This window comes from Qipengyuania sphaerica, assembly GCF_019711595.1.
GTDB lineage: Bacteria > Pseudomonadota > Alphaproteobacteria > Sphingomonadales > Sphingomonadaceae > Qipengyuania > Qipengyuania sphaerica.
Map to the genome: position 1 here is coordinate 1,229,058 of NZ_JAIGNR010000001.1, position 17,137 is coordinate 1,246,194.

General features: G+C 62.0%; 20 protein-coding genes. 14 read left to right on the top strand and 6 right to left on the bottom strand.

Annotated features, from left to right (window positions below; all coding sequences use genetic code 11):
* Nucleotides 1-251: 251 nt before the first annotated feature.
* On the bottom strand, nucleotides 252-1,274 hold the full coding sequence (locus tag K3178_RS06080) for a 2-hydroxyacid dehydrogenase (protein WP_221570447.1): 1,023 nt from the start codon (nucleotides 1,272-1,274) through the stop codon (nucleotides 252-254).
* 85 nt (nucleotides 1,275-1,359) lie between these two features.
* Between K3178_RS06080 and K3178_RS06085 the strand changes: the two genes are divergently transcribed.
* On the top strand, nucleotides 1,360-1,827 hold the full coding sequence (locus K3178_RS06085) for an SH3 domain-containing protein (RefSeq protein ID WP_221570448.1): 468 nt from the start codon (nucleotides 1,360-1,362) through the stop codon (nucleotides 1,825-1,827).
* Nucleotide 1,828: 1 nt separating this feature from the next.
* Here the strand turns inward: K3178_RS06085 and K3178_RS06090 are convergent, their stop codons facing one another.
* The 4 genes from K3178_RS06090 to K3178_RS06105 form a co-directional block, all read right to left on the bottom strand.
* Complete coding sequence (locus K3178_RS06090) at nucleotides 1,829-2,233, bottom strand: hypothetical protein (RefSeq protein ID WP_221570449.1); 405 nt, start codon at nucleotides 2,231-2,233, stop codon at nucleotides 1,829-1,831.
* Nucleotides 2,234-2,303: 70 nt separating this feature from the next.
* Nucleotides 2,304-2,699, bottom strand: a complete 396-nt coding sequence (locus K3178_RS06095; RefSeq protein ID WP_221570450.1) for a hypothetical protein — start codon at nucleotides 2,697-2,699, stop codon at nucleotides 2,304-2,306.
* 71 nt (nucleotides 2,700-2,770) lie between these two features.
* Nucleotides 2,771-3,172, bottom strand: coding sequence for a hypothetical protein (locus tag K3178_RS06100; RefSeq protein ID WP_221570451.1), 402 nt, complete (start codon nucleotides 3,170-3,172; stop codon nucleotides 2,771-2,773).
* A gap of 109 nt (nucleotides 3,173-3,281) precedes the next feature.
* A complete protein-coding gene (locus K3178_RS06105) occupies nucleotides 3,282-4,478 on the bottom strand; it encodes a thiolase family protein (RefSeq protein WP_221570452.1) in 1,197 nt (398 codons plus the stop codon).
* An 89-nt stretch (nucleotides 4,479-4,567) separates the two neighbouring features.
* On the opposite strand from K3178_RS06105, the gene K3178_RS06110 reads away from it, so the two are divergent.
* Nucleotides 4,568-5,998 carry a coniferyl aldehyde dehydrogenase gene (locus K3178_RS06110; RefSeq protein ID WP_221570453.1) on the top strand — a complete coding sequence of 477 codons (1,431 nt, stop codon included), beginning with the start codon at nucleotides 4,568-4,570 and terminating at the stop codon, nucleotides 5,996-5,998.
* A complete protein-coding gene (locus tag K3178_RS06115; RefSeq protein WP_221570454.1) occupies nucleotides 5,995-7,245 on the top strand; it encodes an NHL repeat-containing protein in 1,251 nt (416 codons plus the stop codon). The genes K3178_RS06110 and K3178_RS06115 overlap by 4 nt, the downstream gene beginning before the upstream one ends.
* On the opposite strand, the gene K3178_RS06120 is transcribed toward K3178_RS06115, so the two are convergent.
* The gene (locus tag K3178_RS06120) at nucleotides 7,246-7,728 is read right to left on the bottom strand and encodes a YbjN domain-containing protein (protein ID WP_221570455.1); all 483 of its coding nucleotides are present in this window, start codon (nucleotides 7,726-7,728) and stop codon (nucleotides 7,246-7,248) included. It abuts the gene before it with no gap.
* Between the two features lie 171 nt (nucleotides 7,729-7,899).
* Here K3178_RS06120 and ndhC point away from each other — a divergent pair, with 171 nt between their 5' ends.
* Genes ndhC through nuoI form a run of 11 tightly spaced genes read left to right on the top strand, consistent with a single transcriptional unit; the run spans nucleotide 7,900 to nucleotide 17,125 of the window.
* Nucleotides 7,900-8,274, top strand: coding sequence for an NADH-quinone oxidoreductase subunit A (gene ndhC, locus K3178_RS06125; RefSeq protein WP_221570456.1), 375 nt, complete (start codon nucleotides 7,900-7,902; stop codon nucleotides 8,272-8,274).
* A 34-nt stretch (nucleotides 8,275-8,308) separates the two neighbouring features.
* Entirely contained in the window at nucleotides 8,309-8,842 is a 534-nt protein-coding gene (locus K3178_RS06130) for a NuoB/complex I 20 kDa subunit family protein (RefSeq protein WP_221570809.1), read from the top strand.
* Nucleotides 8,843-8,853: 11 nt separating this feature from the next.
* The gene (locus K3178_RS06135; RefSeq protein WP_221570457.1) at nucleotides 8,854-9,747 is read left to right on the top strand and encodes an NADH-quinone oxidoreductase subunit C; all 894 of its coding nucleotides are present in this window, start codon (nucleotides 8,854-8,856) and stop codon (nucleotides 9,745-9,747) included.
* Nucleotides 9,747-10,280 (top strand): hypothetical protein, encoded by a 534-nt coding sequence (locus tag K3178_RS06140; RefSeq protein ID WP_221570458.1) that lies wholly within the window; start codon nucleotides 9,747-9,749, stop codon nucleotides 10,278-10,280. The genes K3178_RS06135 and K3178_RS06140 overlap by 1 nt, the downstream gene beginning before the upstream one ends.
* A complete protein-coding gene (locus K3178_RS06145) occupies nucleotides 10,277-11,494 on the top strand; it encodes an NADH-quinone oxidoreductase subunit D (RefSeq protein WP_221570459.1) in 1,218 nt (405 codons plus the stop codon). The genes K3178_RS06140 and K3178_RS06145 overlap by 4 nt, the downstream gene beginning before the upstream one ends.
* Nucleotides 11,494-12,165, top strand: coding sequence for an NADH-quinone oxidoreductase subunit NuoE (gene nuoE / locus K3178_RS06150; RefSeq protein WP_221570460.1), 672 nt, complete (start codon nucleotides 11,494-11,496; stop codon nucleotides 12,163-12,165). Before K3178_RS06145 ends, nuoE begins: the two co-directional genes overlap by 1 nt.
* Nucleotides 12,162-12,305, top strand: coding sequence for a hypothetical protein (locus K3178_RS06155; RefSeq protein ID WP_221570461.1), 144 nt, complete (start codon nucleotides 12,162-12,164; stop codon nucleotides 12,303-12,305). The genes nuoE and K3178_RS06155 overlap by 4 nt, the downstream gene beginning before the upstream one ends.
* Nucleotides 12,305-13,597 (top strand): NADH-quinone oxidoreductase subunit NuoF, encoded by a 1,293-nt coding sequence (gene nuoF / locus K3178_RS06160; protein WP_160594882.1) that lies wholly within the window; start codon nucleotides 12,305-12,307, stop codon nucleotides 13,595-13,597. The genes K3178_RS06155 and nuoF overlap by 1 nt, the downstream gene beginning before the upstream one ends.
* Entirely contained in the window at nucleotides 13,597-15,585 is a 1,989-nt protein-coding gene (gene nuoG / locus K3178_RS06165) for an NADH-quinone oxidoreductase subunit NuoG (RefSeq protein WP_221570462.1), read from the top strand. Before nuoF ends, nuoG begins: the two co-directional genes overlap by 1 nt.
* Nucleotides 15,582-16,643 carry an NADH-quinone oxidoreductase subunit NuoH gene (gene nuoH / locus K3178_RS06170; RefSeq protein ID WP_221570463.1) on the top strand — a complete coding sequence of 354 codons (1,062 nt, stop codon included), beginning with the start codon at nucleotides 15,582-15,584 and terminating at the stop codon, nucleotides 16,641-16,643. Before nuoG ends, nuoH begins: the two co-directional genes overlap by 4 nt.
* Nucleotides 16,640-17,125, top strand: a complete 486-nt coding sequence (gene nuoI, locus K3178_RS06175) for an NADH-quinone oxidoreductase subunit NuoI (protein WP_221570464.1) — start codon at nucleotides 16,640-16,642, stop codon at nucleotides 17,123-17,125. Before nuoH ends, nuoI begins: the two co-directional genes overlap by 4 nt.
* The last annotated feature ends 12 nt before the right edge of the window (nucleotides 17,126-17,137 follow it).

The following is a 17,137-nucleotide window of genomic DNA, read 5'->3' on the forward strand; positions in this document are numbered from 1 at the left end:
GCTCGATGATTGCGTGGGCAGGGATGCAAGTATTTTCCTACTCGCGCAAAATATGCTCGTCTCCCGCCATGCTTCGCAACGCCCCCAAGACTTCCCATGCGGCATGGGCATCAGGCTCATGGCTATCAGCTGAAGGGGCATCTGCTTCGACGAAGTGTCAACTTCGTTCGGCTACAGCTTTCTTTAATAGTCACAGGAGTTTGGAAGCAGAACCTGCAGCTGTCGCTGTGTCAACTTCGTCACCTTCGCGCTTACAGCCCGCTCAGAACCTGGTCGGGCGGGCGGTGGCCGTCGGCCCACATGCGGATATTGGCGATGACCTTCATTCCCGAATCCTCGCGCCCCTCGCGCGTGGCGCTGCCGATGTGAGGGAGGGTCATGACATTGGGGTGGCGAATGAGGCGTTCGTCGACATTGGGCTCGTCCGGAAAGACGTCGAGACCCGCGCCGGCGAGATGCCCGCTTTCGAGGGCTTCGATCAGCGCTTCGTAATCGACCAGGTCGCCACGCGCGGTGTTGATGAGGCTCGCACCCTCTTTCATCAAGCCGAGTCGCCGCGCGTCGATCAGGTGATGATTGCCCGGACTGGCCGGGCAGTGAAGCGTGAGGATGTCCGCCTGCGCTACGAGATCGTCGAGATTTTCCACATAGGTCGCGCCGAACATGCGCTCGATCGCTTCGGGCAGGCGCTTGCGGTTGTGATAGGCGATTTCCAGACCGAAGGCGCGGGCCCGGTGTGCCACCGCCTGCCCGATGCGGCCCATGCCGATGATGCCGAGGGTCTTGCCGCCCAGCTTGCGCCCCAGCATCGCCGTGGGAGCCCAGCCCGTCCATTCGCCGCTGCGGATAAGTTGCACGCCTTCGCGGATGCGCCGCGGTACGCCGATGATGCCTGCCATGGTGAGGTCGGCAGTATCGTCGGTAAAGACGCCGGGCGTATTCGTGACGATGATCTTGCGCGAGGCTGCGGCAGCAAGGTCGATATGCTCGGTGCCCGCACCAAAATTGGCGATCAACCCCAGACCCTCGCCTGCCTGGTCGATCATCTCGGCATCGATCCGGTCGGTGACTGTGGGAACAAGGACGTCACAGGCCTGCATCGCGTCGATCAGCTGTTCGCGGGTGAGCTCCATATCGCTTGCATTGGTGCGCACTTCGAACAATTCGCCCATGCGTTCTTCCACTGCCGGACCGAGCCTGCGGGTCACCACCACGCGGGGTTTGCGGGTCAGGCGTTTCTCCGGTGCGGGATCGGGCGTTTGTGTCGTAACCATGCAATCCAACTCGCTACGCTTTTGGCATCGGGGCGGTCAAGCGGCGCTTGTAGGTGCGCGACACGAGGGATATGATGGCAGGGGCATGCTGAAGCGAATTCTCTTACTTTTCCCGGTGCTTGCGGCACTGGCTGTTCCGGCCGGCGCGCAGGACCGCGAAGTGCCTTATTGGGCGACCTTGCGATCGAGCGAGATCAACATGCGTGTCGGCCCGAGTGCCGATTACAAGATCGACTGGGTTTATCGACGCCCGGGCCTACCCATCAAGGTCGTTCGCGTACTGGAAGGCTGGCGACTGATCGAAGATCCGGACGGCACGCGGGGCTGGGTCGCCTCGCGCCTGTTAAGCCCCGATCACGGCGCAATCGTGATCGGCAGCGAACCGGCTGCCATGCGTGAGGATCCCGACGGCAGTTCACCGATCAAGTGGCGCCTGGAGCCGGGCGTCATAGGTGTGCTCGGCGATTGCGGGCGGGGTTGGTGCGAACTGCGCGTGGCCAATCGTTCGGGCTATGTGCGCCAGGAACAGCTCTGGGGGGCGGGCAAGCCCTGATCTATTCGGATCGAGGCGTGACGGTATAGCTCTGGCTGCCGTCGTCTCGCGTGGTCACGAAGCTGCCGTCTTCCGCCAGTGGTGAATTGGTCCAGCAGCGTTCCTGCTGGTCTTCGCCATCGCCTTCGGGGTCGAAACACACATTGGGGCCATCGGCCGTCCATGTACCGTTGCCGACGACCTGGTCACCGGCGCTGTCGATATAGGTACCGTCCGCGCGCAACTCGCTCGTTGCGTAAACGACGCCTTCGCCGCCCGTGATATCGTAGACGCCCGGGCCCATGCTGAAGAATTCGGGGGCTTGCACCGTGGCCTCTTCGGTCCCAACATTATCTTGGGTATCCTCTGCGCCGGAGTTGCAGGCGGCGAGCGAACAGCCCAGGCAAAGCGACAAAACACGCAACATGTGGATCTCCTAAAAGGAACAGGGCGGCTCCTGCGAACCGCCCTATCCTAGGTGTCAGTGTGCGATCGGATCAATCCTCGATCCGGCGGACCGACGAACTTACGTTTCCACTCGCGTCGCGAACCTCGAAACTGCCATCGGCACCGGGCGCGCCGCCGGTATAGCAGGCTTCCGCGCCATCGCCTTCGGGATCGAAGCACATCTGTTCGCCCTGCTGGCGCCAGGTGCCGCGCTCGGTCTCGGTACCGTCGAGCGTCGTATCGACATAGGTGCCGTCGGTATTGATGGTCTGACGGACCACGGTGCCGTCCTCGAGCGTAATTTCGTAAGTGCCCGCCATCTGATCGGCAGTGGCGGTATCCGTCTGTCCCGCAGTGGTGTCCACAGGCTCAGCCGTTTGCTCGGCCTCATTGGAGCCGCATGCCGCAAGCGAGGCACAAGCCGCGATAATCAGAAGTTTTTTCACTATTCCTTCCCCTTTCCCCGCACCAACGCAGATTGCGCGGGGAAGGGTCCGGAATAATTATGCGCTGCCTGTCAGGCTGCCGGTCGGACAGTAACGGTGACGCCGGCGTCGTTGGTCGAGGTCCAGCTGCCGTCGTCACTCATCACGCGGGCACCCCAACAGCTATCGTCCTCTGAAGGCGGGTCGCTGACGAAGCAGGTTTTCCCGTCGCGCAACTCGAAGGTGCCGTTTGCAGTCGTACCGTCGGCCTGCGTCGCGGTGAATGTGCCGTCCGCAGTAGTGGTGAATGCGAGTTCGGAGCCGTCGGGATAGGTTGCGACATAATCACCCGGTTCCGGACCCTCATCTGCCACCGCAGGGGCCTGCTCGGTCACGGAAGTTTCATCGGCCATAGTATCGGTGTCGTCGGCCTCTTCGGCCTGGGAACATGCGGCAAGCGCCGCAAAGGCGGCGAGCGCTATGATTTTCTTCATCGGGTAATCCTCTCAATCGTGGGCGCGACTCAAAAAGCGAACCGGTCGATCTTCTGGCGGATCGACCGATTCATGCGCCTCACGGAGAGGTTTGGCAATATGGCGAAATTTAGACGAGCTCGACTGCCACCGCGGTGGCTTCACCGCCGCCGATGCAGAGGCTGGCGACGCCGCGCTTCTTGCCCTGCTGCTTCAAGGCGTTGAGCAGCGTGACGATGATGCGCGTGCCGCTGGCACCGATCGGGTGGCCAAGAGCGGTGCCGCCGCCGTTGACGTTGATCTTCTCGTGCGGGATGCCGATGTCGCGCATGGCGAACATCGCAACGCAGGCGAAGGCTTCGTTGACTTCCCACAGGTCGACATCGTCGGCCGACCAGCCAGCCTTGTCGAGGACCTTCTGGATCGCGCCGACAGGCGCAACCGTGAATTCGCTCGGCTCTTGGGCGTGGGCAGCCATGGCGACGATCTTCGCGACCGGCTCCTGTCCGTTTTCCTTGGCGACGCTTTCGCGCGTGAGCACGACAGCCGCCGCGCCGTCAGAGATCGAGGAGGAGGTGGCAGCCGTGATTGTGCCGTCCTTCGCGAATGCGGGGCGCAGCGTCGGAATCTTGTCGGGCTTGCCGCGACCCGGCGCTTCGTCGGTATCGACTGTGACGTCGCCGCCGCGCGTCGCATAAGTCACGCCGACGACTTCATCGGCAAAGGCGCCGCTTTCGATGGCGGCGTTCGCGCGGCGCAGCGATTCGATCGAGTAATCGTCCATCTGCTCGCGGGTGAGTTGGTATTCGTTCGCCGTGTCCTGAGCAAAGGTGCCCATGGCGCGGCCTTCCTCATAGGCGTCTTCCAACCCGTCGAGGAACATGTGGTCATAGGTCGTATCGTGGCCGATGCGCGCGCCGCTGCGGTGCTTCTTGAGGAGGTAAGGAGCGTTGGTCATGCTCTCCATGCCGCCTGCAACGACATAATCGACAGTGCCGCTAGCGAGCGCTTCGGCGCCCATGATGACCGTCTGCATGCCGCTGCCGCAGACCTTGTTGACCGTCGTTGCCTGGACCGATTTCGGCAGGCCGGCCTTGATCGAGGCCTGGCGGGCAGGGGCCTGGCCGAGGCCGGCGGGAAGCACGCAGCCCATGTAGGTGCGGTCGAATTTCTCCGGAGCCACGCCCGAGCGCTCGACCGCCGCCTTCACCGCCGTTGCGCCGAGGTCGGTTGCCGAGACATCAGCCAGCGCTCCCTGCATGCTGCCCATCGGCGTGCGGGCATAGGACAGGATGACGACGGGATCGGTTGCGCTGAACTGAGACATGCTTGTGCTGGTCCTTGTTGTCTGGAATATCTGGCCGCCGAGATAGGCATTGTGCGGGTAGCGCGCAACATAGACACATGGAGAATACGATGGCGGACAATCAGAAGGTCGCGATGGAGGACGTTCTCCGCAAGCAGCGTGCGGTATTCACCGAGGCGCGGCCCGAGCCGATGGAAGCCCGCAAGAGCCGCATCAAGCGCGCGATGAAGCTGCTGAAGGAACATGGCGACGACCTGTGCAAGGTGATGAGCGCCGACTTCGGCAACCGTTCGCCGATGCAATCGATGATCACCGACATAGCGGGAACGGTGAACTTCGGGAAATACTGCCTCAAGCACATGGACAAGTGGTCGCGCAGCGAGAAGCGCAGCGTCCAGTTCCCGCTGGGACTGCTCGGCGCGAAAGCTGAACTGCGCTACGAACCCAAGGGCGTGGTCGGCATCCTCAGCCCGTGGAATTTCCCGGTCAATTTGACCTTCGGCCCGCTGATGCAGGTCTTCGCTGCGGGCAACCGCGCCATGATCAAGCCGAGCGAATTCACCGGCAAGACCAGCCTGATGATGAAGGAACTGGTCGAGGAATATTTCAGCCCCGATGAATGCGCGGTCTTCACCGGCGGGCCGGAAGTGGCAGCGGCATTCTCCGAACTTCCTTTCGATCATCTTGTCTTCACCGGCTCGACCGCGACGGGCAAGAAGGTGATGGAAGCGGCCTCGAAAAACCTCGTGCCCGTCACGCTCGAACTGGGCGGCAAAAGCCCGGTCTTCCTCGGCGAGAGTGCGGACTTCGCCAAGGCGGGTGAGCGGATCGCAATGGGCAAGATGATGAATGCCGGGCAAATCTGCCTCGCGCCCGACTATATGTATGTGCCCGAGAGCAAGCAGGACGAGGCGATCCACGGCGTGTGGCAGGGCACGGCCAACATGTATCCGACCATGCTCGAGAACGAGGATTATGCGAGCCTCGTCTCCGACCGCCATTTCGACAGGCTGCAGGACATGGTTGCCGATGCGCGTGACAAAGGCGCGGAGGTGATCGAGGTCAATCCGGGCAACGAGGATTTCGGCAGCAGCAATGCGCGCAAGATGCCGCTGACCATCCTCAAGGGCGTGACCGACGACATGAAGGCGATGCAGGAGGAAATCTTCGGCCCGGTCCTGCCGGTGAAGACCTACAAGGGCATCGACGAGGCGATCGACTATGTGAACGAGAACGACCGCCCGCTCGGCCTCTATTACTTCGGCGACGACAGTGACGAGCGCGAGAAGGTGCTGAAGCGCACGATCAGCGGCGGCGTGACCGTCAATGACGTGATTTTCCACGTTTCGATGGAAGACCTGCCTTTCGGCGGCGTCGGTCCTTCGGGCATGGGCAGCTATCACGGAGTCGAGGGCTTCCGCGAATTCAGCCACGCGCGCAGCGTCTATACGCAGCCCAAGATCGACGTCGCCAAGCTGGGCGGGTTCAAGCCACCCTACGGCTCGGCTACGGAGAAGGCCGTCAAGACCATGATGAAATGAGGCTGCTTGCCGCTTCGGCCGCGCTTGCAGCCATCGCCGTTGCGGGGTGCGGCACGATCCACGAGCCGCTGGCGGTTTCCATGCCTGCGCCGGCACCTGCCGAATGGCGGGCGGTCGATGCGGCAACAGGGCAAATTCGGGACATCGATGGCCTGACCGCTCTGGCCGCGGCCTTTCCCGATTCTTCGAGCGTGCGCCTCAGGCTGCTTAATGCGCAGCTGGAGGCAGGCGAAATCGAAGCGCTGCTGGGCACGCTGCAATGGCTGAACGAGCGTGGCTACGTCTTCAGCGAGGTCGCCCGCGGCCAAATTCCCAAACTGGTAGGGAACGACTATGCCGAGCGGGCGAGGTCACTCCTGCTGCCGCCCGCAAAACCTGTCGGGAGCAGCGACGTCGCCTGGACCGTGCCGGCCGAGGCAGGTCTGGTCGAAAGCGTCCTTCCTGACCTGGATACCGGCAAAGTCGCGGTCACCTCCGTTACGGGGCGCTCTATCTGGAGCACGGGTCCGGGCGAGGAGTGGAGCGCTCTTCATCCCGAAGGCGCAGACAATTTGTCCGGCATCGTCTACGATAATCTGACCGGGGAAATCTGGGTGACCTCCGGAAATATCGACCAGTCGGATGGCCCTGAGAGGGGTTTTTCGGGGCTGATCGGCCTGTTCGGCGGTGCGCGGATTGCGGCTCCCGAAGGTGCAATCCTGTCGGACCTCCACCGGACCCCGGAGGGAATGATCTACGCCAGCGATCCCATAGGCGGAGCGGTCTATCGTTTCGGCAAGGACCGCGAGACCATAGAAACGCTGGTTGCGCCGGGGACGTTTCGTTCACCGCAAGGACTTGCAGCCAGTGCCGACGGTTCGCGCCTTTACGTCAGCGACTATCGCTATGGCATCGCAATAATCGATCTTGCGACAGGCGAGGTTTCGCGGCTCGGCGCACACATACCCGTGATACTTGACGGGACGGATGCCATGTTTCGCCACGGAAATGCGCTAATCGCGATCCAGAACGGCACCAGTCCCATGCGAATTTCGCGCTTCGATCTGTCAGAAGACGGAAATCGAGTGACCGGTCACGAGGTGCTTGAACAGGCCAATCCCGACTGGACCGAGCCGCTCTCGGGATACCTCGGCAAGGATGCCCTGTATTACATAGGCAATGGCCAGTGGGACAGATATGTCGCCGGCCATTTGGGCGAGGGGAAACAGCCCGACCCGGTGCAGATCAGGCGGCTCCCCCTCGACTGATCACTTGTCCTTGCTGAAGGCGAACTCGCCATATTTGCCGAGCACCGTGTTCCAATAGGCGATATTGTCCACGAAGAGCGCGCGCGACATGCCGCCCTGTTCGAGGTCGAGATCCATTTCGATCACCGGATCGCTTTCATCATCGACATAGAACCGCGCGAAAAAATTGTCGGCGGAGAACTGGTTCACGTCCGCAACAGTCGGCTTGTTGTCGGGGCTGAAGGCGGCCCGGAACTGGATGAACTTGCAATCCTTCATCTTTTCTTCGCAACCGAAGAAACGGATCACGAAGTTATATCCCGACAATCCGCTGACGATGTATTTCTCGCCGTCGGAGTCCTCGATCTTGGCCTGGAGCCCCTCTTCGCGGATGATCTTGGCAATTTGCTCGACATCGGCAGTAACGTTCTTGGCTGCTGCGGGCGCGGCGTAGGTGAGCGAAGCGGCAGCAATTGCGCTGGCGAGTGCGAATTTCTTCATCATGCTTTTGACCCCTGTCGGTAATTCAGGACCCCGCCTTGCCGCCAAGGTGTTAACACCGGCTCAAGAGCACTTGTAAAATTCACGGGAAACTCTGCCCGACTTGCCCTTGCACCATTCTGGCGAGAGGCCTAGAGGCGGGCGCGAAACCCTACCTCCCAGACGGAATCATACGTGGTCGACCTCGAACAATATCTTCCGATCCTGATCTTTCTCTTCATTGCGGTGGCTCTCTCCGCCCTGTTCGTGTTCCTGCCGATGGGCGTTTCCCGCCTGACCGGTGCACACCAGCCCAATGCAGAGAAGTACAGCGAGTACGAATGCGGATTTCCCGCTTTCGACGACAGCCGCAGCCAGTTCGACGTGCGCTTCTACCTCGTGGCGATCTCGTTCCTGCTGTTCGACCTCGAAGCCTCGTTCCTTTTCCCCTGGGCGGTGAGCCTCGACATCACCGGATGGGCGGGCTGGATATCCATGGTCATCTTCCTCGGCATCCTGGCCATCGGGCTTGCCTATGAATGGAAGATGGGCGCGCTGGAGTGGGATTGATATGAGCAGTTCGACCATCATCACCCCGCCGAACATGGTGCCTGCCGCGCAGCCTGGCGAAGTGCGCCAGCCCGACGCGGACTATTTCAACGCGCTCCAGACCGAGGTGAACGACAAGGGCTTCCTCGTCACCAGCACCGAGGACCTGTTCCAGTGGGCGCGTACCGGCTCTTTGTGGTGGATGACCTTCGGCCTCGCCTGCTGCGCGGTCGAGATGATCCACGTCAACATGCCGCGTTACGATATGGAGCGTTTCGGCGTCGCCCCGCGCGCATCTCCGCGCCAGAGCGACGTGATGATCGTTGCCGGTACGCTCTGCAACAAGATGGCGCCTGCACTGCGCAAGGTCTACGACCAGATGTCGGAGCCGAAATACGTTATTTCGATGGGTAGCTGCGCCAATGGCGGCGGCTACTATCACTATAGCTATTCCGTCGTGCGCGGATGCGACCGCATTGTGCCGGTCGATATCTATGTGCCCGGCTGCCCGCCGACTGCCGAAGCCCTGCTTTACGGTGTGATGCAGCTGCAGCGGAAGATCCGCCGCGTCGGCACGATCGAGCGGTGAGGGCAGGCACGATGGCTACACTCCATTCCGCACCCAAATTCACCCAGATCGACGGGCTGGAAGCCACGCTTTCAGGCGCGTTGGGCAACCATCTTGTCGAAGCGCATGAAGAGCATGGCGAACTGCTGCTTACGGTGCAACGCGCATCGATTGCGGACGCACTTCGTATCCTGCGCGACGATCACGGCTACCAGCAGCTGATGGAAATCGCCGGTGTCGATTATCCCTCGCGCCGTGAGCGGTTCGAAGTCGTCTACATGCTGCTGAGCCTCACGAAGAACAGCCGCATCATGGTGAAATGTTCGGCGAGCGAGGATACGCCCGTTCCGACCGTAACCACGCTGTGGCCCAACGCCGGGTGGCTCGAGCGCGAAGTGTTCGACATGTACGGCGTGCTGTTTGACGGAAACACCGACTTGCGCCGCATTCTCACCGATTACGGCTTCGAAGGACATCCCTTCCGCAAGGACTTCCCGCTCACCGGCTATGTCGAGTTGCGGTATTCCGAAGACGAAAAGCGCGTGGTCTACGAGCCGGTCGAGCTTGCCCAGGATCTGCGCCAGTTCGATTTCATGAGCCCGTGGGAAGGTGCCGATTACGTGCTGCCGGGCGATGAAAAGGCCACTACGCCGCCGGTCAACGAGCCCAAGACGACCGAGAAGCCGTCGGACACGGGCGCAGGCAAGGCGACCGACAAGAAGGCGGCGGAAAAGGTTTCAGCCGGTGCTCCCGCTGAAGAGGACGGCGGCAAGGATGCTCCTGCTCCCGAGCCGACCGAGGACCAGCCCGCCCGTCCAAAGCGCAAGGGCAAGACGACCAATACGGCCAAGGCAACCGAGCCGAAAACCAAGAAGGCGCCTGCCAAGCGCAAGTCTGCCGCAAAGAAAAAGAAGGACGACAAGTGATGCGTATCGCTCTGCTCGCCTTCTCCGCGCTCGCGCTCGCAGCCTGTTCGCAAGAACCTGCGGGCCAGCAGGAAAGCGCCGACGATTTCGCCAACCGTATCGGCGGATCGACCCAGCTCGATCCATCACAACCCGATCCGGATGCGCCGAACACGGCAGTGGATGCCGCACCGCAGGGTGCCAATCTGACCCAGCTCCAGCAGCTCGGAGATATTGGCGGCGTGAACCTCGGCCCGCGCGAGGGCGGTTGTACCTTCATGGTCGGCAGCCAGGAAATGATCATCGCCGCCGGTATGAACGAACCGACCCTTCCGGGTAAGGCCGTCGTGCGCCTCGGCGATACGCTGGTCATGGCCGACAGCGCGCCCGGCGGGCTAGCCAAGATCAAGTCCGGCACGACCTTCAGCGGCGCAGGCTTCACTGTGCAGGTCGCTCCTGCCGCAGGCGAGGCACAGAGCCGCGCCGCCAATGTCGTCGTCACCGACGCATCGGGCAATTCGCAAAACTATTCCGGCAACTGGATCTGCGCATGAGTAGTGCAATGCACATCGAGGAATCGCCGACCACCGGCGACGAGACGATCACCAATTACACGATCAACTTCGGGCCCCAGCATCCCGCGGCGCACGGCGTGCTGCGCATGGTGATGGAACTCGACGGCGAGATCATCGAACGGATCGATCCGCATGTCGGCCTGCTGCATCGCGGCACCGAAAAGCTGATCGAGCACAAGACATACCTGCAGGCGCTGCCCTATTTCGACCGGCTCGACTACTGTTCGCCGCTGGCGCAGGAATACAGCTACATCCTCGCAATCGAGAAGCTGCTCAATGTCGAGGTACCCGAGCGCGCGCAGTATATCCGCGTGCTGTTCGCCGAGCTGACGCGTATCTGCAACCACATGCTCAACATCGGCGCGCACGTCATGGACGTCGGTGCGATGACGCCGAACCTGTGGGTGTTCGAACTGCGCGAAGACTGCATGAACTTCTTCGAGCGCATGAGCGGGGCGCGCATGCACCACGCCTATTTGCGTCCGGGCGGTGTCCACCAGGACGTGCCCGAAAAGCTGCTGGTCGACATCGGCGAGTGGATCGACACGCGCCTGCCCGAACTTTTCGGCGATGCGATGAGCCTCGTGCTCGACAACCGCATCTTCAAGCAGCGCAATGTCGATATCGCCGTCGTCAGCAAGGACGATGCCGTGGCCTGGGGCTTCTCCGGCCCGATGATCCGCGCCGCCGGCATTCCGTGGGACCTGCGCAAGTCGCAGCCCTACGACGTCTACGACCGGATGGAATTCGACATTCCCGTCGGCACCAATTCGGACTGCTACGACCGCTTCGTGGTGCGCGTGAAGGAAGTTTACGAAAGCGCGAAGATCATCAAGCAGTGCCTGCGTGATATGCCGGCCGGCCCGATCGCCAGCACCGACCGCAAGGTTTCGCCGCCCAAGCGCGCCGAGATGAAGCAGTCGATGGAAGCGCTGATCCACCACTTCAAGCTCTATACCGAGGGCTTCCATGTGCCCGCGGGCGAGGTTTACGTGGCGACCGAGAGCCCCAAGGGCGAATTCGGCGTCTACCTCGTCAGCGACGGCTCAAACAAACCCTACCGCTGCAAGATCCGCCCGACGGCCTTCAGCCACCTGCAAGCAATGGATTTCATGAGCAAAGGCCACATGCTGCCCGATGCCACCGCTATCCTCGGCGCCATCGACGTCGTGTTCGGGGAGTGTGACCGCTAATGGCTGACCGTTCCCCCGCACCCGATACTCCCGAGCTGCGCGAGCGCTGGGGTGCTTTCGAGTTTACCGAGAGCTACCGCGCGAAGGCGGACCAGGCGATTGCACGCTATCCCGAGGGGCGCCAGCGCTCCGCGGTGATGCCGCTGCTCGACCTTGCCCAGCGTCAGGTCGGCGAGGAAACCGATACGCAGGGCTGGCTGCCGCTGCCGGTGATCGAATATGTCGCCGACTATCTCGACCTGCCGGTCATCCGCGTGCTCGAGGTCGCCAGCTTCTACTTCATGTACAATATGAAGCCGGTGGGTAAGTACCATGTGCAGGTCTGCGGCACGACGCCCTGCATGCTGCGCGGTTCGGACGGGCTGTTCGAAACCTGCAAGAAGCGCGGCATGAAGAAGGGCCACGTCTCCGATGACGGCCTCTGGACGCTCACCGAAGTCGAATGCATGGGCAATTGCGCAACCGCGCCGATGGTCCAGATCAACGACGACAATTACGAAGACCTGACACCCGAACGCTTCGACGAAATCCTCGACGAACTGGCCGCAGGCAAGCAGCCGAAGACCGGCACGCAGATCGAAGGCAAGCGGACCAGCGAGCCGGAAGGCGGCCCGACGACGCTGAAGGAAATGGTCGACGTCAATCACGATTACCGGGGAGATTGGAAATGAGCGCTGACTGGCTCACCATCATCCTCGCCATCGTCGGCGTGGTCATCGCCTGGAAGGTGCTCAAGGGCATCATCAAGACCGTGGCACTCGTGGCAATCCTGATTGTCGCGGCCATCGTAGTGTTCGGGGGAGGGATCTGATGCTCGCCGACAAGGATCGCATCTTCACCAATCTCTACGGCTTCCAGGACTGGGGCCTGAAGGCAGCGCAGCAGCGCGGCGACTGGGACGATACCAAGTCGCTGATCGCGCGCGGCCATGACAACATTATCGAGGAAGTGAAGGCTTCCGGCCTTCGCGGTCGTGGCGGCGCGGGCTTCCCGACCGGCCTCAAATGGTCGTTCATGCCGAAGGAATCGAAGGACGGCCGTCCCAGCTTCCTCGTCATCAACGCCGACGAATCCGAACCCGGTTCCTGCAAGGACCGCGAGATCATCCGCCACGATCCGCACAAGCTGATCGAAGGCGCGCTGGTCGCCGGTTACGCCATGCGGGCGAGGGCGGCCTATATCTACATCCGCGGCGAATATATCCGCGAGGCCGAGACGCTCCAGGCCGCTATCGACGAGGCCTACGACGCCGGCCTGATCGGCAAGAACGCTTCGAAGTCGGGCTACGATTTCGACGTCTTCCTGCACCGCGGCGCGGGCGCCTACATATGCGGCGAAGAAACCGCGATGATCGAAAGCCTCGAAGGCAAGAAAGGCCAGCCCCGCCTCAAGCCGCCGTTCCCGGCAGGCGCGGGCCTCTATGGCTGCCCGACCACGGTCAACAACGTGGAATCGATCGCTGTCGTCCCGACCATCCTGCGCCGCGGCGCGAGCTGGTTTGCGAGCTTCGGGCGCGAGAACAACAAGGGCACCAAGCTCTTCCAGATCAGTGGCCATGTGAACAAGCCCTGCGTGGTCGAGGAAGCGCTGAGCATCCCGTTCAGCGAGCTGATCGAGAAGCATTGCGGGGGCATTATCGGCGGCAAGGACAACCTCCTCGCGGTAATCCCCGGCGGCTCCTCGGTCCCGCTGGTTCCGGCAGAGCAGATCTGGGACGCGCCGATGGATTTTGACGGTCTCAAGGACCTGGGCTCCGGCCTCGGAACGGCAGGCGTGATCGTGATGGACAAGTCGACCGACATCGTCCGCGCGATTTCGCGCCTGAGCTACTTCTACAAGCACGAAAGCTGCGGCCAGTGCACCCCCTGCCGCGAAGGCACGGGCTGGATGTGGCGCATGATGGAACGCCTTCGCACCGGCGATGCGGCAATCGAGGAAATCGACATGCTGCAGCAGGTGACGAAGCAGGTCGAAGGCCACACCATCTGCGCGCTGGGCGACGCTGCCGCTTGGCCGATCCAGGGCCTCATCCGTCACTTCCGCCCCGAGCTCGAACGCCGGATCGAAGAACACAACGCCAAATTCGCAGAGGCCGCGGAATAATGCCTAAGGTCACCGTAGACGGACAGGAAATCGAGGTTCCGGAGGGCGCGACTGTCCTTCAGGCCTGCGAACTTGCGGGCAAGGAAATCCCGCGCTTCTGCTATCACGAGCGGCTGAGCATTGCCGGCAACTGCCGCATGTGCCTCGTCGAAGTGAAGCCCGGACCGCCCAAGCCGCAGGCAAGCTGCGCGCTTCCGGCCACCGAAGGCCAGGAAATCCGCACCGACAGCCAGATGGTCAAGACCGCGCGCGAAGGGGTGATGGAGTTCCTCCTCATCAACCACCCGCTCGATTGCCCGATATGCGACCAGGGCGGCGAATGCGATCTGCAGGACCAGTCGGTGGCCTATGGCCGCGGGGCGACGCGCTATGAGGAAAACAAGCGCGCCGTCACCGAGAAATACATGGGCCCGCTGATCAAGACGGTCATGACCCGCTGCATCCACTGCACCCGCTGCGTGCGGTTCAGCGAGGAAATCGCGGGCGTCGACGAAATCGGCGCGGTCGGTCGCGGCGAGGACATGCAGATCACGACCTATCTCGAGCAGGCCGCCGAACACGAGCTGTCGGCCAATGTGATCGACCTGTGCCCGGTCGGTGCGCTCACCTCGCGCCCCTATGCTTTCGAAGCGCGTCCGTGGGAACTCAAGAAGACGCTCAGCATCGACGTGTCCGATGCAGTCGGCGCGAATATCCGCCTCGACAGCCGCGGCCGCGAAGTCATGCGCGCGCTTCCGCGCGTCAACGATGCGGTCAACGAGGAATGGCTGAGCGACAAGGGCCGTTACATGGTCGATGGCCTGTCCAAGCGCCGCCTCGACAAGGTGTTCATGCGCAAGAAGGGCGGCCTGAAGCCCTCCACTTGGGACGAGGCTTTCAAGGCCATCGCCAAGGCGAAGCCGGGCAAGTCCATCGCCGCCATCGCGGGCGACATGGTCGATTGCGAGACGATGTTCGCCGCCAAGGCACTGCTCAAGGCTTGCGGGTCGGACCTCATCGAGGGCCGCCAGACCGGCATGGATTATGACGTGTCGAACCTCGCGGCGGTCAATTTCAATTCGACCTTCGAAGGTCTCGAGCAGGCCAAGGCGATCCTGATCGTCGGCAGCCATATCCGTTGGGAAGCCCCGCTGGTGAACGTGCGCATCCGCAAGGCGGTGAAGCGCGGCGCGAAGGTTTATGTGGTCGGTCCGCATTGGGACACGACCTATCCGGCAGAATTCCTTGGCGAAGACCTTGGCGTTCTCAACAGCTTGTCGGACGAAGTTGCGAACGTATTCAAGGATGCGGATCGCAGCGCGGTCATCGTCGGTGGCGGCGCGCTCAAGGGCGCACATGGCAAGGCTCTCGCGCTCGCCAGCGAATGGGGTGCGGATTTCAACGTGCTGCACTTCTCGGCTGCGCGCATGGGCGGGCTGATGCTCGGCTTCGCGCAGAAGGGCGGAATGGCCGACATCGTCGCAGCCAAGCCCAAGGTCGTCATCAGCCTGGGCGCGGACGAGCTGGATTTCGAACCCTTCGCCGACGCGCTGAAGGTCTATATCGGCCATCACGGCGACAAAGGCGCGCATGCGGCGGACATCATCCTGCCGGCGGCCAGCTATGCCGAGAAGGACGGGACCTACGTCAACACCGAAGGCCGCGTTCAGTTCGCCGAAAAGGCCGTCTTTGCGCCGGGTGACGCGCGTGAGGACTGGACGATCCTGCGCGCACTGGCCGATGCGCTGAAGGTCGAGGTCGGCTTCGACAGCTTTGCACAGCTGCAGTCGGCGATGATCGCCGAAGTGCCTGCGCTGGGCGAGGAAGGCCTTGCCGATTACGGCGCGCTTCCGGCGGCCGATGTCAATGCAAAGGCTGAAGGCACGATGAGCGCCTATCCGATCAAGGATTTCTACCTCACCAACCCGATCGCCCGCGCAAGTGCGGTGATGCAGCGCTGCTCGGCGGAACTGCTCCACGGCGGCGAACTGGCGGAGGCTGCGGAATGACCGAATTATTCCAGTCCCTCGGCATGTCCTACGAATGGGCATGGGCCATCGCGACGATCGCGGGCATCCTGCTCATCGCGCTGCCGCTCATGCTGGCCGTGGCCATGATCATCTATGTCGACCGCAAGATCTGGGCGGCGATCAACCTGCGCCGCGGCCCGAACGTGGTCGGCCCCTTCGGCCTGCTGCAGAGCTTTGCCGACGGTTTGAAGGTATTCCTGCAGGAAACCATCATCCCGAGCGCGGCGAACAAGGGCATCTTCATTCTTGCACCCATCGTCACATTCACCGTGGCGCTAATGGCCTGGGCAGTGATCCCCTTCGATGCGGGCGCGGTGCTCGCCGACATCAACGTCGGCCTGCTGTACATTTTCGCGATCAGTTCGCTGTCGGTCTACGGCGTGATCATGGCGGGCTGGGCTTCGAACTCGAAATACCCGTTCTTCTCGGCCATGCGCGCATCGGCGCAGATGATCAGCTATGAAGTCTCGATTGGCTTCATCATGGTTGGCGTGATCCTGTATGCAGGCTCCTTCAACCTGACCGAAATCGTGTTGGCGCAGAAGGGCCATGGGCTGGGCATCGTCAACGCCTACGCCTTCAACATCCTGCTTTTTCCGATCTTCGTGATGTTCTTCATCTCGGCCCTGGCGGAAACGCAGCGCGTGCCGTTCGACCTGACCGAGGCGGAAAGCGAGCTCGTCGCCGGTTACCAGACCGAATATTCCTCGATGAGCTTCGCGCTCTTCTGGCTCGGCGAATACGCGAACATCCTGCTGATGTGCGCGCTGATGACGATCCTGTTCTTCGGTGGCTGGCTGCCCCCGCTCGATATCGACCTGATTCCCTGGTTCGATATCCCGGGCATCGTCTGGTTCTTCGGGAAGATGTTCATCTTCTTCTTCATGTTCAGCTGGGTGATGGCGACTGTACCGCGCTATCGTTACGACCAGCTGATGCGCCTGGGCTGGAAGGTCTTCCTGCCGCTGAGCCTGTTCTTCGTCGTCCTCATTTCCGGTTGGCTGATGGCCACCGGCCACTATGGAGCCGCCGCATGAGCGTCGCCCACCTCATCAAGTCGTTCACCCTGTGGGAGTTCGTGAAGGCGCATGCCCTCACGCTGAAGTATTTCTTCAAGCCCAAGGTGACGATCAACTATCCGTTCGAGAAGAACCCGCTCTCCCCGCGCTTCCGCGGCGAGCATGCGCTGCGCCGTTATCCCAATGGCGAGGAACGCTGCATCGCCTGCAAACTGTGCGAGGCCGTCTGCCCGGCGCAGGCGATCACGATCGAGAGCGAACCGCGCGAGGACGGCAGCCGCCGCACAACGCGCTATGACATCGACATGACCAAGTGCATCTACTGCGGTTTTTGCCAGGAAGCCTGCCCGGTCGATGCCATCGTCGAGGGTCCGAACTTCGAATACGCCACCGAAACCCGCGAGGAGCTGCTTTACGACAAGGCAAAGCTGCTCGCCAATGGTGACAAGTGGGAGCGGGCGATCGCCGCGAACCTTGAAGCCGACGCACCCTATCGCTAACCGCGCCGCAAC

Coding starts and splice junctions, on each gene's coding strand:
- K3178_RS06085 (WP_221570448.1), top strand. CDS start 1,360: ATGCTGAAGCGAATTCTCTTACTTTTCCCGGTGCTTGCGGCACTGGCT.
- nuoE (WP_221570460.1), top strand. CDS start 11,494: ATGGCTGACCGTTCCCCCGCACCCGATACTCCCGAGCTGCGCGAGCGC.
- K3178_RS06140 (WP_221570458.1), top strand. CDS start 9,747: ATGCGTATCGCTCTGCTCGCCTTCTCCGCGCTCGCGCTCGCAGCCTGT.
- K3178_RS06115 (WP_221570454.1), top strand. CDS start 5,995: ATGAGGCTGCTTGCCGCTTCGGCCGCGCTTGCAGCCATCGCCGTTGCG.
- K3178_RS06105 (WP_221570452.1), bottom strand. CDS start 4,478: ATGTCTCAGTTCAGCGCAACCGATCCCGTCGTCATCCTGTCCTATGCC.
- K3178_RS06110 (WP_221570453.1), top strand. CDS start 4,568: ATGGCGGACAATCAGAAGGTCGCGATGGAGGACGTTCTCCGCAAGCAG.
- nuoF (WP_160594882.1), top strand. CDS start 12,305: ATGCTCGCCGACAAGGATCGCATCTTCACCAATCTCTACGGCTTCCAG.
- K3178_RS06135 (WP_221570457.1), top strand. CDS start 8,854: ATGGCTACACTCCATTCCGCACCCAAATTCACCCAGATCGACGGGCTG.
- K3178_RS06090 (WP_221570449.1), bottom strand. CDS start 2,233: ATGTTGCGTGTTTTGTCGCTTTGCCTGGGCTGTTCGCTCGCCGCCTGC.
- nuoH (WP_221570463.1), top strand. CDS start 15,582: ATGACCGAATTATTCCAGTCCCTCGGCATGTCCTACGAATGGGCATGG.
- K3178_RS06145 (WP_221570459.1), top strand. CDS start 10,277: ATGAGTAGTGCAATGCACATCGAGGAATCGCCGACCACCGGCGACGAG.
- nuoI (WP_221570464.1), top strand. CDS start 16,640: ATGAGCGTCGCCCACCTCATCAAGTCGTTCACCCTGTGGGAGTTCGTG.
- K3178_RS06100 (WP_221570451.1), bottom strand. CDS start 3,172: ATGAAGAAAATCATAGCGCTCGCCGCCTTTGCGGCGCTTGCCGCATGT.
- K3178_RS06080 (WP_221570447.1), bottom strand. CDS start 1,274: ATGGTTACGACACAAACGCCCGATCCCGCACCGGAGAAACGCCTGACC.
- K3178_RS06155 (WP_221570461.1), top strand. CDS start 12,162: ATGAGCGCTGACTGGCTCACCATCATCCTCGCCATCGTCGGCGTGGTC.
- nuoG (WP_221570462.1), top strand. CDS start 13,597: ATGCCTAAGGTCACCGTAGACGGACAGGAAATCGAGGTTCCGGAGGGC.
- K3178_RS06120 (WP_221570455.1), bottom strand. CDS start 7,728: ATGATGAAGAAATTCGCACTCGCCAGCGCAATTGCTGCCGCTTCGCTC.
- K3178_RS06130 (WP_221570809.1), top strand. CDS start 8,309: ATGGTGCCTGCCGCGCAGCCTGGCGAAGTGCGCCAGCCCGACGCGGAC.